Source organism: Alphaproteobacteria bacterium (genome assembly GCA_020638555.1).
Taxonomy (GTDB): domain Bacteria; phylum Pseudomonadota; class Alphaproteobacteria; order Bin95; family Bin95; genus JACKII01.
The window spans coordinates 386,377-399,166 of record JACKII010000003.1 but is presented as its reverse complement, the minus strand read 5'-3'; the positions used below and the strand labels follow the sequence as shown (position 1 = coordinate 399,166).

Here is a 12,790-nt window from a genome sequence, read left to right as displayed (position 1 = left end):
GGGGCGGCCGGTGAGGTGGCGCCGCCGGTGCGCGAGACCCGTCGACCCGTTCCGGCTGTGTCTGTTCCGGCTATGGTCGCTTCGGTTGCCGCTGTCCAGGCGGCGGCTGTCCCCGAGGAAGCACTTCCGACCCGGCGAGCGCCGACCCAAAGGGATATGGCGGTGCTGCCAAAATCGCCGGCCGCCCCATCCACGCCCGCGGCAACTCTGGAGCCGCCCGTCCGCAAGTCCGCGCCGGTCGATCCGGCGCCCCCGGCCGCGCCGATGTCTCAGAGGACCGCGCGGGACATTGCGGACCCGCCACGGCCGCAGCCGCGCCCGGAGCCGCCGGCGTTCCCCGTCCGCGCCACGGCGCCAAGGCCAACCGGGTCTCCGGCCGCGCCGGCAACCGCTGGCCTGGCGGAGGCCTCGCCGGCCCAGGGCGACGCCGGGCGCGACGCAACGCCATCGGCCGGAACGGGCGTTGCGGCCGGAGGAGAGGTGTCCGCGGCGGCGGGCGGTGGTGGTGCGCCCGGCCAGAGCGTCCGCGCCGGCTATGTCGCGGAACTCCAGGCCTGGCTGGAGCGGCACAAGCGCTATCCGGAACGCGCCATCGCGCGCCGCCAGCAGGGCACGGCCACGCTCTATTTCGTGGTCGACCGCGCCGGCCGGGTGCTCGACTACCGGCTGGAGAAAAGCTCCGGCCACCGCCTGCTCGACCGTGAGGTGCTGGCGATGATCCAGCGGGCGGCGCCGTTGCCGCGCATGCCCGCGGGCTTGTCCGCCGCGGACCTGACCGTGATCCTGCCGGTCCGCTTCGCCCTGCGTTAGGCGGCGTCAGGCCGCCGCCGTTGCCGGCGCCCGCTCGGAAACGCCGGTGAGACCGCCCGCCTTGGCGATGAAGCGGACGATGGTTTCCAGTCCGTCGCCATCCTTCAGATTGGTGAAGACGAACGGGCGCTCGCCGCGCATGCGCCGGGCATCCCGGTCCATCACCTCCAGGCTGGCGCCCACCAGCGGCGCCAGGTCGGTCTTGTTGATGATGAGCAGGTCCGAGCGGGTGATGCCCGGCCCGCCCTTGCGCGGGATTTTCTCGCCCGCCGCCACGTCGATCACATAGAGCGTGATATCCGCCAGTTCTGGGCTGAACGTCGCCGCCAGATTGTCGCCGCCGGACTCGATCAGGCAGAGTTGCGCCGCGGGGAATTTCCGCGACAGCCGCTCAACCGCGGCCAGGTTGATGCTGGCGTCCTCGCGGATGGCGGTGTGCGGGCAACCGCCGGTCTCGACGCCTTCCAGCCGTTCCGCCGGCAGGGCGTCGGCCCGCAACAGGATTTCGCGGTCTTCCTGGGTGTAGATGTCGTTGGTGATCACCACCAGGTCGACCTCGTCGCGCAGCCGCTTGCACAGCGCCTCCACCAGCGAGGTCTTGCCGCTGCCGACCGGTCCGCCGATGCCGACGCGAAGAGGGCCGTGTTGGGACATGGGTGCTTCTCCTAGGAGCGAAACAGGCGTGAATACTGGGTTTCGTGGCTGGCAGAGAGCCAGTCGAGCATGGGTGTGGCTGCGCCGATCTCGTCGAGCCCGGCGGTCAGGGCCGCTGCGGCCACCTCGCTGACCGCGGCCTCGACCCGGCCCTGCACGGCGAGGCCGTCGCTCTGGCCGATGGGCATGGAGCGCAGCGCCGCCGAGACGATGTTGGCCGCAAACGCGTGCAGATAGGCGAGCAGGCTCGCGTGCAGGGGAATGCCGGCAAGGGCGCAACAAAGGCCAGCCGCGACGGGGAGGGCCAAAGGCGCGGTGTTCCCCGGGCTCGATCCGGGGCCGCCTTCCGTTCGCGCGTCGCCGGACGCGCCGCACTCCCTTCGAGCGTCCCCGGCCGGGCCGCCGTCTCTTTGAGCTTCCCCGGACGCGCCGGAGGCGCGATCCGGGGTCTCCGTGCCGAGCGGCGGGAGGTCCCGGCTCGCCGCTTCGCGGCGGCCGGGAAAGCTGGAGGACGAGGGGCTGGGGCCGGGTAGGACCGAGGGCCAGCCCTGGCGCACGGCGCGCAGGAAGGCCTCGCCCTGGTTCAGCGTCTCCGCCCGCAACTCCCTGCTGGGCGAGAGCGCCGCCGCCAAGGCCGCCGCCGCCGCCACATCGGGGGCCGAGCGATAGGCCGCGGCAAACAGGATGGCGTCGTTGCGGCCGGAGCCGAACAGCAACAGCCCCTCGATCCATTCGGCCAGTCCATCGCGGTCCCCGACCAGCCCCGCCTCGAACGCGGCTTCCAGCCCGTGGCTGTAGCTGAACGCGCCGATGGGGAAGCCGGCCCCGAACCAGGTGGCGAGCCGCTGGTGCTGTGCCGCGGTGAGGGGCTCAAGGGTCATGGTGGCCGTGACGGTGCGCATGGGTGTGCTCATGGTCGTGAGCATGGCCGTGCTTATGGTCGTGGGCATGGCCATGGGAATGCGCGTGGTCGTGCCCCTCGTCATGCACATGACCATGGCCGCCCTCGCCATAGGCGCCGCCTTCCGGCTGGAACGGCTCGCACACCGCGGCGACCGTGCCGCCCAGGCCGCGCAGCATCTCGGCCAGCACCGGATCGGGGCGGATCAGCAGCCGGTCGGCCTCGACCGCCGCCGGCGTGTGCCGGTTGCCCAGATGCCAGGCGAGCCGCAGCAACAGGTGCGGCGTCGGCGCCGAGACGGCATAGAGCGGCTCCGGCGCCGCTGCCACGGCGATCCAGGCGCCGTCGTCGCAGAGCAGGCCGTCGCCATGGGCCATCGCCACCGCCCGCGGCAGGTCCAGCAGCAGGTCGGCGCCGCTGGCAAGCGGCAGGACGATGCGCCGCCGGTGCCGCTCGTCGAAGGCGAGTACCAGCCGGTCGGCGGCGGTTTCCGCCGGCCAGGTGCCGGCGCGATGGTGGTGGGAGGCCCTACGCATGGTGCTTATCGCCTTCCGACCGCTTCACCCCGAGTAGGGCGGGACGCCCGTATCGAGGGGCGTTGTCGGGAAGCCGGCGGTCCCTCGATACGCCCGCTTTGCGGGTTCCTCGGGATGAAGCGGGTTGAAGGCATGGCGGTTGTCCTCAAAACAGGAAATAGCGCTGCGCCAGGCTCAGCACCTTGGCCGGCTCGCAGGTCAGCAGTGCGCCGTCGGCGGTCACCTCATAGGTCTCCGGGTCGACGGCGATGCGGGGCGTCAGGCTGTTGTGGATCATCGAGCGCTTGCCGATGCCGCCCCGCGTGTTCTTCACCGCCACCAGCGGCCGCGCCAGCCCCAGCGTGCCGGCCAGGTCGCGCGCCAGGGCCGCCTGGCTGACAAAGGTCAGCGCCCCTGGCGCGATGGCCCGGCCATAGGCGCCGAACATCGGGCGGTAGTGCTCCGGCTGCGGCGTCGGGATCGAGGCGTTCGGGTCGCCCATCACCGCTGCGGCAATCGTGCCGCCCTTGATGACCAGATCCGGCTTCACGCCGAAAAAGGCGGGCGACCAGAGCACCAGGTCCGCCAGCTTGCCCACCTCGACCGAGCCGATCTCGTCGGCCATGCCGTGGGCGATGGCCGGGTTGATGGTGTATTTCGCGATATAGCGTTTGGCGCGGACATTGTCGTTGTCGCCGGTCTCCTCGGCCAGGCGCCCGAACTGGCGCTTCATCTTGTCGGCGGTCTGCCAGGTGCGGATCAGCACCTCGCCGACCCGGCCCATGGCCTGGCTGTCGGAGGCGATGATCGAGAAGGCGCCCATGTCGTGCAGCAGGTCCTCGGCCGCGATGGTCTCCTTGCGGATGCGGCTGTCGGCAAAGGCCACGTCCTCCGGAATCGACGGGTCGAGATGGTGGCAGACCATGAGCATGTCCAGATGCTCGTCGACCGTGTTGACCGTGTAGGGCCGCGTCGGGTTGGTCGAGGAGGGAATGACGTTCGCCTCGCCGCAGAGTTTGATGATGTCGGGCGCGTGGCCGCCGCCGGCGCCTTCCGTGTGGAAGGCGTGGATGGTGCGGCCCTTGAAGGCCGCCACCGTGTTTTCGACGAAGCCGGACTCGTTCAGCGTGTCGGTGTGGATCATCACCTGCACGTCCATCTCGTCCGCCACTCCCAGGCAGCAGTCGATGGCGGCGGGCGTGGTGCCCCAATCCTCGTGCAGCTTCATGGCGGACGCGCCGGCGGCGATCTGGGCGCGCAGCTCCGCCGGTTCGGACGCATTGCCCTTGCCGGCAAAGGCGAGATTCATCGGAAACGCCTCGGCCGCCTGCAACATGCGCCCGATATGCCAGGCGCCCGGGGTGCAGGTGGTGGCGTTGGTGCCGGTGGCCGGCCCGGTGCCGCCGCCCAGCATGGTGGTGACGCCGGAATAGAGCGCCTCGTGGATCTGCTGCGGGCAGATGAAATGGATATGGCAGTCGAAGCCGCCGGCGGTGACGATCTTGCCTTCGCCGGCAATGGCCTCGGTCCCCGGCCCGACGACGATGTCGACGCCGGGCTGGGTGTCCGGATTGCCGGCCTTGCCGATGGCGACGATACGGCCGTCGCGGAGGCCGATATCGGCCTTCACCACGCCCCAATGGTCGAGGATCAGGGCGTTGGTGATGACGGTATCCACCGCACCCTGGGCCCGGCTGCGCTGCGACTGGCCCATGCCGTCGCGGATGACCTTGCCGCCGCCGAACTTGACCTCCTCGCCATAGAGGGTGCAGTCGCTCTCGACCTCGATGAACAACTCGGTGTCGGCGAGGCGGACCTTGTCGCCGACCGTCGGGCCGTACATGGCGGCATAGGTGGCGCGGGAGATGATCGCCATTCGGTTCGTCCTTCTGTCTGTATCCTGATGCCCCTTGCCCGGCGTCATTGCGAGGTGGCGGAGCCGCTGCGGCAATCCAGGAAGGCCAGTGTTCGGCATTGGCGCTCCGCTGGATTGCTTCGCCTGCGGCTCGCAATGACGGTCAGAGGGCTTTACGGTCTCAATCCAGCGGCCCCATCACCGCCTGGTTGAACCCGATCACCGTGCGCGCGCCGCCATAGGGTACCAGCGTCACCTCCCGCGTCGAGCCGGGCTCGAAGCGCACCGCGGTGCCCGCCGCAATGTCGAGCCGCCAGCCGCGCGCCGCCGCCCGGTCGAAATCGAGCGCCGGGTTGGTCTCGGCAAAATGGTAGTGGCTGCCCACCTGCACCGGCCGGTCGCCGGTGTTGGCGACGGTCAGGGTGACGGTGGGCTGGCCGGCATTCAGTTCGATCTCGCCGGTCGCCGCCAAAACCTCGCCGGGGATCATTTGCGCTTGCCCAATGCGCGGAGGCCGATCCCCACCAGCACGATCGCAGCGACGACGGCCAGGCCGATCTCCCATGCATGGGTGTGGAACACCGGCGCGCCGTGGCCGGGATGGGCGAGCGCCGGCCCCGCTGCCGAAAGTCCTGCCGATGTCATTGCGAGGAGGCGCAGGCGACGAAGCAATCCCGCCGAAGCCGGCCGTTCGGATTGCTTCGGCTTCGCCTCGCAATGACGGTTGGGGGTCCCTTGCATATCTCTCAACTCCTTGGGTTAGCGGATCGGTTCGTGCACGGTCACCAGCTTGGTGCCGTCGGGGAAGGTGGCTTCGACCTGGACTTCGGGGATCATCTCGGGGATGCCGTCCATGACCTGTTCGCGGGCGATGACCGTGGCGCCCGCCTGCATCAGGTCGGCGACGCTGCGGCCATCGCGGGCGCCCTCGACCACGAAGTCGGTGATGAGCGCGATGGCTTCGGGATAGTTCAGCTTGACGCCGCGGGCGAGCCGCTTGCGGGCGACCTCCGCCGCCATGGCGACCAGCAGCTTGTCTTTCTCGCGTTCGGTGAGACGCATGGATGAGGACTCTCCTCAGAGGGACCAGAAACGGGGCATGACCGGCGCGCGGCCCACATGGACGCGGAAACCGGTGACGAAGCGGGCAACGCTCTGGCGCAGCAGAAAGGCATCGGGCGCCAGAAAGCGGACGACCAGCAGGCCGTCGAGGGCGGTGGCGGCCGCGCGGACGGTTTCGGGCGTCCGGTCGAGCAGGGCGCGGGCCTCGGTCAGGCGGGCTTCCGCGTCCGGGGCGGCGTGGAAGACGGTGGCAATGGCGGGATGGCCGCCAAATCCGGCCGGGGAGGCCAAGGCGCGTCCGACACCCGAGCTTTCCCGGACGCCCCTTCGCGGCGATCCGGGATCTCTTTCCGAGCCGGTCTCCCGGAGGCCCCGGACAGCGCTCCGCGCTTCCGGCGAAGCTGTGGTGCGGTCCCGGACGTCGCTGCCGTCCGTCGCCCCTGACGGCGTCCCCAGTCGCAGCGCATCGACCCACGCCAACCGGCCCTCGCGCCAGACCTCGATCCGGTCGCCGACAAAGCCGTCGCGGAACACCTCGCCATGGGCGGCGCGGCCCAGAACCCGCAACTCGCAGGCCAGCAGGTCCGCGCCCGCGGCCAGTTCGAACACCGTCCGCCGTTGCAGGCGCGCGCCGTCGAAGACGATTGTCTCCTGCGGCAGCCATTCGGCCCGGGCGTCTTGGCCGAGCCTCACATGGCTTTCCACCCGCGCCGGGCCGTCCGCGGCCCTGGCCTTGTAGAGCCGTTCCGCCGCCTGCGTCGTCGCCCGCGCCGCTGCGTGCGCTCCCACCGCAAAGTCGAACCGCACCGCGTCGCCGCCGGTCAGGCCGCCGCAGGTGGTGGCGAACACCGCCGTCGGCCAGTCCTCGCTCGCCGGCAACAGGGCACGGCAGGGCGCGCTCTGGTGCAGGTCGGCCACCGCCGTCCGCCCATCGGCTCGCGCTTCGTATCGCACCGAAGCCCGCCCGACCGAGCGCTGCAATCGCTGACCGGCACCGGCGCCAGCAGACGCCCGCCCGCGCTGCGGGCTAGACGGTAAGGGTTCGGCGTACACTGGCCTCGTCCATTTCCCCGCGCACGCCCGACAGCACCACCTCGCCGCGCTCCATCACGGCAAACCGGTCGGCGAGGTCGCGCGCGAACTCGAAATACTGTTCGACCAGGATGATGGCCATTTCGCCCGCCGCGGCCAAGTCCCCGATAACGCGGCCGATGTCCTTGATGATCGAAGGCTGGATGCCCTCGGTCGGCTCGTCCAGCACCAACAGCTTCGGCCGCATCACCAGCGCGCGCGCAATGGCAAGCTGCTGCTGCTGGCCGCCGGAGAGGTCGCCGCCGCGCCGGCCCAGCATGTCCTTCAGCACCGGGAACAGGTCGAACACGTGCTCCGGCACGGTCTTTTCGCCGGCGGGCGCCGCGGCGAAGCCGGTGCGCAGGTTTTCGGCCACGGTCAGGCGGGCGAAGATGTCCCGGCCCTGGGGCACGCTGGCGAAGCCGGAGCGGGCGCGCTTGTGCGCGGGCAGGCGGCTGACGTCCTGGCCGTCCCACTCGACCCGGCCCTGGCTGATCGGGTGCAGGCCCAGAATGGCGCGCAGCAGCGAGGTCTTGCCGACGCCGTTGCGGCCCATGATGCAGGTGACCTCGCCCGGCCGCGCCTCCAGCGAGACGCCGCGCAGGATGTGGGAGGCCCCGTAGTGCAGGTGCAGGTTGGAGACGGTCAGCATGGGGTCCGCTCCTCTCTCGCGGGCGTCATTGCGAGAAGTCCCGGGCCTGACCCGGGGCGACGAAGCCATCCAGGCGGCGACGTGTCATGCCGCGGCGCAGGTCTGGATTGCTTCGGCTGCGCCTCGCAATGACGCCGAATTGGGTGTGTTCGTGTCATGCCGCTACCTCCCCAGATACACTTCGACCACGCGCGGATCGGCCTGGACATGGTCGATGGAGCCTTCGGCCAGAACGCTGCCCTCGTGCAGCACGGTCACGCGCGCGCCCAGTGCCCGGACGAAGGCCATGTCGTGCTCCACCACCACCAGCGTGTGCTCGCCCTTCAGACGGTGGATCAGTTCGGCCGTCTGCTCGGTCTCGGCGTCGGTCATGCCGGCGACCGGCTCGTCCAGCAGCAGCAATTCGGCGTCCTGGATCAGCAACATGCCGATCTCCAGCCATTGCTTCTGGCCGTGGCTGAGGGCGCCGGCCAGATCGTCCCGGCGCGGGCCGAGCCGGATCGTGGCCAGCGTCGCCTCGATCCGCGCCCGCTGCTCGCCGGTGAGTCGGGCGAACAGGCAGGTGAGGGCGCCCCGGTTGGCCTTGCAGGCCAGTTCCAGGTTCTCGAACACGCTCAGATTCTCGAACACGGTCGGTTTCTGGAATTTGCGGCCGATGCCGAGGCCGGCAATGGCCGGCTCGTCCAGCCTGGTCAGGTCGACCCGGTCGTCGAGGCGGACGGTGCCGGCGTCCGGCTTGGTCTTGCCGGTGATGACGTCCATCATCGTCGTCTTGCCGGCACCGTTCGGCCCGATGATCGAGCGCAGCTCGCCGCGCGCGATGGTCAGCGACAGGGCGTTCAGGGCCTTGAAGCCGTCGAAGCTGACCGTCACGCCGTCCAGATAGAGATGGGTTTCGCCGTCAGACATGATAGCCGGCCTCCCGCGCCCGGCGCGACGGGTCGAGCCAGTCGCCGATCTTGCGGATTTCGGTCGCCGCCCCCACCAGCCCCTTGGGCAGGAACAGGGTGACGAACACGAACAGGGCGCCCAGGAAGAACAGCCACGTCTCGGCGGCGACGCCCGTGAGGTAGGACTTGGCCATGTTCACCAGCACCGCCCCGAAAATGGCGCCATAGAGCGAGCCGCGGCCGCCGATCGCCACCCAGATCGCGATCTCGATCGAGTTGGCGGGCGAGAACTCGCTCGGGTTGATGATGCCCACCTGCGGCACGTAAAGCGCGCCGGCCAGACCGGCCAGCATGGCGCTGGCGGTGAAGGCCACCACCTTGGCGTTGGCGGGCCGGTAGCCGAGAAAGCGCACCCGCGGCTCCGCGTCTTTCAGCGCCAGCATCACCCGCCCCAGCTTGGACGTGACGATGAAGCGGCAGAGCAGATAGCCGCCGGCCAGGGCCGCGACGCTCAGCAGGTAGAGCGCCATGCGCGTGCCCGGCGCGGCGAGGTCGAAGCCCAGCACGTCCTTGAAGTCGGTCAGGCCGTTGTTGCCGCCGAAGCCGAAATCGTTGCGGAAGAAGGCCAGCATCAGCGCGAACACCATCGCCTGGCTGATGATCGAGAAATAGACGCCGGTGATGCGCGAGCGGAAGGCCAGCCAGCCGAAGGCGAAGGCCAGCGCCCCCGGCACCAGGAACACCATCAGCACGGCGAACCAGAACTGGTCGAAGCCGAACCAGTACCAGGGCAGCTCCTGCCAGTTCAGGAACACCATGAAGTCCGGCAGGTTCGGGTTGCCATAGACGCCGCGGTCGCCGATGGCCCGCATCAGATGCATGCCGATGGCATAGCCGCCGAGCGCGAAAAAGGCGCCGTGACCCAGGCTCAGAATGCCGGCATAGCCCCAGACTAGGTCCAGGCTGATCGCCAGCAGGGCGAAGCAGAGATACTTGCCCAGCAGCGGGATCATGTAGTCGGGAATGTGGGCGTTCGAACTCGGGTCCACGGCCAGGTTCAGCGCCGGCACCAGGATCGCGGCGGCAAAGACGGCCAGCACGAACCGGGCCCAGCCGGCCTGGGTGAGCAGGGGTTGGCGAGCGGCTTCCATCTTACGCCTCCTCCGCCCGGCCCTTGAGCGCGAACAGGCCGCGCGGACGCCGCTGGATGAACAGGATCACGAGCACGAGCACCACCACCTTGCCCAGCACCGCACCGGCGACGGGCTCCAGGAATTTGTTGAGAATGCCGAGGCTCATGGCGGCGACGAAGGTGCCGGCCAGATTGCCGACCCCGCCGAAGACCACGACCATGAAGCTGTCGACGATGTAAAGCTGGCCCAGGTTGGGGCTGACATTGCCCACCTGGCTGAGCGCCACCCCGGCAATGCCGGCGACGCCGGAGCCGAGGCCGAAGGTCAGCGCGTCCACCCGGCTGGAATCGATGCCCATGGAACGCGCCATGCGCCGGTTCTGGGTCACGGCGCGCATCTCCAGCCCGAAATGCGTCTTGCGCAGCACCAGCACCACCAGGCCCAGCACGATCAGGCAGAAGGCGATGATGCAGAGCCGGTTGTAGGTCAGCACGACGCCGCCGATGATCTCGACGCCGCCGCTCATCCAGTTCGGGTTCGCGACCTCCTGGTTGGTGGCGCCGAAGACGCTGCGCACCGCCTGTTGCAGGATCAGGCTGATGCCCCAGGTGGCCAGCAGGGTTTCCAGCGGCCGGTTGTAGAGAAAGCGGATCACGCTCCGTTCCATCGCCATGCCGGCAATGGCGGCGACCAGGAAGGCGACCGGGATTGCGGCGATCAGATAGAGATCGAACACGGACGGCGGCAGAAAGGTGCGGAATGCCTGCTGCACCACGAAGGTGGAATAGGCGCCCAGCATCATCATCTCGCCATGGGCCATGTTGATGACACCCATCACGCCGAAGGTGATGGCGAGGCCGATGGCGGCCAGCAGCAGGATCGAGCCGAGCGACACGCCCTGGAACACCGCCAGGGCGGCGTCGAGCCAGGCCCGCTGGCTTTCGATCTTGGCGATGGCCTTGGTGGCCGCATCCCGCACGTTTTCCGGCGCATTCGCGTCGTTCTGGACCTGCCCCAGCAGGGCGCGCACCGCCGGGTCGAGGCTGCCGGAAAGGCCCTCGATGGCGGCGATCCGCTCCTCGGGCGTGCCGGCGGCCAGTTCGGCGGTGAGCAATGCCGACTGCATGGCGGTCTTGACGCCTGCGTCCGTCTCCGTGGCGAGCGCGGCGCGCAACCGTTCCAGCATCAGGGGCGAGCCGTATTTGGCCGCATCGTCGGCCGCGGCCCGGCGGGTCGCCGCATCCGGACTTGCCAGTTTCAACAGGGTCAGCGCCTCGGCAATCGTGCCGCGGACCCGGTTGTTGACGCGGATCTTGTCCGTGTCGCGGCGCCCGGCCGTGCCCAGGCTCTCGCCGGTCAGCGGGTCGGTCAGCGCGTAGTCGCGGCCCGCGCGCTTGGCGATGACGACGCGGCCGTCGCTCTCGCGCACATGCAGGTCGCCTTCGCCCAGCGCTTCGAGCAGCGGGATGGCGCGGGGGTCGCCGATGGCGGCGATCGCCTCGATCCGGGCGACCCGCTCGCTATAGCCGCCCTCCGGCAGCTTGGCGGCGGCGTCGGCCAGCGGGTCGGCATGGGCCGTCCCCGCGGCCAGTACCAGCCACCCCAGGAGTGTTGCCAGTAACAGTCGCATGGAAAAACTTCTTATCTTGAGGGGCGTTTCGAAAAAGAGACAAACGAATGAACGGGAAGGGGCGATCCGCGCCCGCCCGGGTTCGGGCCCCGGGGCGGGCGCGGATCGCAAGGGCTGGCCTTACATCGCGTTCGCACCACCGAAGCGCGGCTTCTCGCAGTTGCCGCAGACCCAGGGATAGGTCCAGTCGGCGGTCAGCTTGGCGCTTTCCGGCAGATAGTCGGTCCAGGCATCGCCCTTGATCGGACCGTCGGTCTCCCAGACGATGTCGAACTGGCCGTTGTCCTGGATCTCGCCGATCAGGACTGGCTTGGAGAGGTGGTGGTTGGTGTTCATCACCACGTCAAAGCCGCTGAGCGAGCGCACGGTCTGGCCGTACATCGCCTGGCGCACCGCATCGACATCGGTCGTGCCGGCCTGCTCGACCGCGTGCACCCACATGTTGAAGCCGATATAGTGGGCTTCCATCGGGTCGTTGGTGACGCGCTTGTCATTGCCGATGAAGGCGTGCCATTTCTTGATGAACGCCTCGTTCTCCGGCGTGTCGACGCTCATGAAATAGTTCCAGGCCGCCAGATGGCCGACGAGGTTGGTGGTGTCGATGCCGGCCAGTTCTTCCTCGCCGACGCTGAAGGCCACCACCGGCACGTCCTCGGCCTTGATGCCCTGGTTCGCCAGTTCCTTGTAGAACGGCACGTTGGCGTCGCCGTTGATGGTCGAGACCACGGCGGTCTTCTTGCCTTCAGAGGCGAACGCCTTGATGTCGGCGACGATGGTCTGCCAGTCGGAATGGCCGAACGGCGTGTAGTTGATCATGATGTCTTCGGGCGCGACGCCCTTGGACTTCAGATAGGCTTCCAGGATTTTGTTGGTCGTGCGCGGATAGACATAGTCGGTGCCGGCCAGCACCCAGCGCTTCACGCTGCCGCCGTCCTCGCTCATCAGATAGTCGACCGCCGGGATCGCCTGCTGGTTCGGCGCGGCGCCGGTGTAAAACACGTTGCGCGAGCTTTCCTCGCCTTCGTACTGCACCGGATAGAACAGCATGCCGTTCAGTTCCTCGAACACCGGCAGCACCGATTTGCGGCTGACACTGGTCCAGCAGCCGAACACCACGTCGACCTTGTCCTTGGTCAGCAGATCGCGGGCCTTTTCGGCGAACAGCGGCCAGTTCGACGCCGGATCGACGACCACGGCTTCCAGCTTCTTGCCCAGCAGGCCGCCTTTCTTGTTCTGATCGTCGATCAGCATCAGCATGGCGTCTTTCAGCGTCGTCTCGCTGATCGCCATCGTCCCGGAGAGCGAATGTAACACGCCGACCTTGATCGTATCGGCGGCATGTGCCGCCTGCCCGACCAGTACCGCGGCGGCGGATGCCCCGACAATGGCCAGTTTGCGGATGGTTTGCGAAAACGCCATGAGGAAAAGCCTCCTTTTGGGTTGCGATTTCCTCATTACGCAAGCGCCGTGCCAAATTTGTATCTCTTGGTATATGTTCGTATTTTCAATACGTTATACGAAGAGTTGCATTTTTGAAGGCATGCAATCGAGCGGGATTGTCTAGAAATTGGTCAAAAGAGGCGCGTCAAAGGAAAGTGCCCAAATAATAATCATGAA

General features: G+C 68.5%; 14 protein-coding genes. 1 reads left to right on the top strand and 13 read right to left on the bottom strand.

Annotated elements, in window-relative coordinates:
• Positions 1-480: 480 nt before the first annotated feature.
• Positions 481-810: an energy transducer TonB gene (locus tag H6844_13360; protein ID MCB9930386.1), complete on the top strand. Its 330-nt coding sequence runs from the start codon at positions 481-483 to the stop codon at positions 808-810.
• A 6-nt stretch (positions 811-816) separates the two neighbouring features.
• On the opposite strand, the gene ureG is transcribed toward H6844_13360, so the two are convergent.
• The 13 genes from ureG to urtA form a co-directional block, all read right to left on the bottom strand.
• Positions 817-1,464 (bottom strand): urease accessory protein UreG, encoded by a 648-nt coding sequence (ureG, locus tag H6844_13355; GenBank protein MCB9930385.1) that lies wholly within the window; start codon positions 1,462-1,464, stop codon positions 817-819.
• 11 nt (positions 1,465-1,475) lie between these two features.
• A complete protein-coding gene (locus H6844_13350; protein ID MCB9930384.1) occupies positions 1,476-2,366 on the bottom strand; it encodes a hypothetical protein in 891 nt (296 codons plus the stop codon).
• Positions 2,335-2,901 carry an urease accessory protein UreE gene (locus tag H6844_13345; GenBank protein MCB9930383.1) on the bottom strand — a complete coding sequence of 189 codons (567 nt, stop codon included), beginning with the start codon at positions 2,899-2,901 and terminating at the stop codon, positions 2,335-2,337. Before H6844_13345 ends, H6844_13350 begins: the two co-directional genes overlap by 32 nt.
• 145 nt (positions 2,902-3,046) lie before the next feature.
• Positions 3,047-4,756 carry an urease subunit alpha gene (gene ureC / locus H6844_13340; protein MCB9930382.1) on the bottom strand — a complete coding sequence of 570 codons (1,710 nt, stop codon included), beginning with the start codon at positions 4,754-4,756 and terminating at the stop codon, positions 3,047-3,049.
• 160 nt (positions 4,757-4,916) lie between these two features.
• Positions 4,917-5,225 carry an urease subunit beta gene (locus tag H6844_13335; GenBank protein ID MCB9930381.1) on the bottom strand — a complete coding sequence of 103 codons (309 nt, stop codon included), beginning with the start codon at positions 5,223-5,225 and terminating at the stop codon, positions 4,917-4,919.
• Positions 5,222-5,476: a hypothetical protein gene (locus H6844_13330; protein ID MCB9930380.1), complete on the bottom strand. Its 255-nt coding sequence runs from the start codon at positions 5,474-5,476 to the stop codon at positions 5,222-5,224. The genes H6844_13335 and H6844_13330 overlap by 4 nt, the downstream gene beginning before the upstream one ends.
• Before the next feature lie 18 nt (positions 5,477-5,494).
• Entirely contained in the window at positions 5,495-5,797 is a 303-nt protein-coding gene (locus H6844_13325) for an urease subunit gamma (protein ID MCB9930379.1), read from the bottom strand.
• Positions 5,798-5,812: 15 nt separating this feature from the next.
• Positions 5,813-6,751 (bottom strand): urease accessory protein UreD, encoded by a 939-nt coding sequence (locus H6844_13320; protein MCB9930378.1) that lies wholly within the window; start codon positions 6,749-6,751, stop codon positions 5,813-5,815.
• Between the two features lie 73 nt (positions 6,752-6,824).
• Positions 6,825-7,520: an urea ABC transporter ATP-binding subunit UrtE gene (gene urtE, locus H6844_13315; GenBank protein MCB9930377.1), complete on the bottom strand. Its 696-nt coding sequence runs from the start codon at positions 7,518-7,520 to the stop codon at positions 6,825-6,827.
• A gap of 162 nt (positions 7,521-7,682) precedes the next feature.
• The gene (gene urtD / locus H6844_13310; protein MCB9930376.1) at positions 7,683-8,429 is read right to left on the bottom strand and encodes an urea ABC transporter ATP-binding protein UrtD; all 747 of its coding nucleotides are present in this window, start codon (positions 8,427-8,429) and stop codon (positions 7,683-7,685) included.
• Positions 8,422-9,561 (bottom strand): urea ABC transporter permease subunit UrtC, encoded by a 1,140-nt coding sequence (urtC, locus tag H6844_13305; protein MCB9930375.1) that lies wholly within the window; start codon positions 9,559-9,561, stop codon positions 8,422-8,424. The genes urtD and urtC overlap by 8 nt, the downstream gene beginning before the upstream one ends.
• A 1-nt stretch (position 9,562) precedes the next feature.
• Positions 9,563-11,173 carry an urea ABC transporter permease subunit UrtB gene (gene urtB, locus H6844_13300; GenBank protein MCB9930374.1) on the bottom strand — a complete coding sequence of 537 codons (1,611 nt, stop codon included), beginning with the start codon at positions 11,171-11,173 and terminating at the stop codon, positions 9,563-9,565.
• Positions 11,174-11,293: 120 nt separating this feature from the next.
• Positions 11,294-12,592 carry an urea ABC transporter substrate-binding protein gene (urtA, locus tag H6844_13295; protein ID MCB9930373.1) on the bottom strand — a complete coding sequence of 433 codons (1,299 nt, stop codon included), beginning with the start codon at positions 12,590-12,592 and terminating at the stop codon, positions 11,294-11,296.
• Positions 12,593-12,790 lie beyond the last annotated feature (198 nt).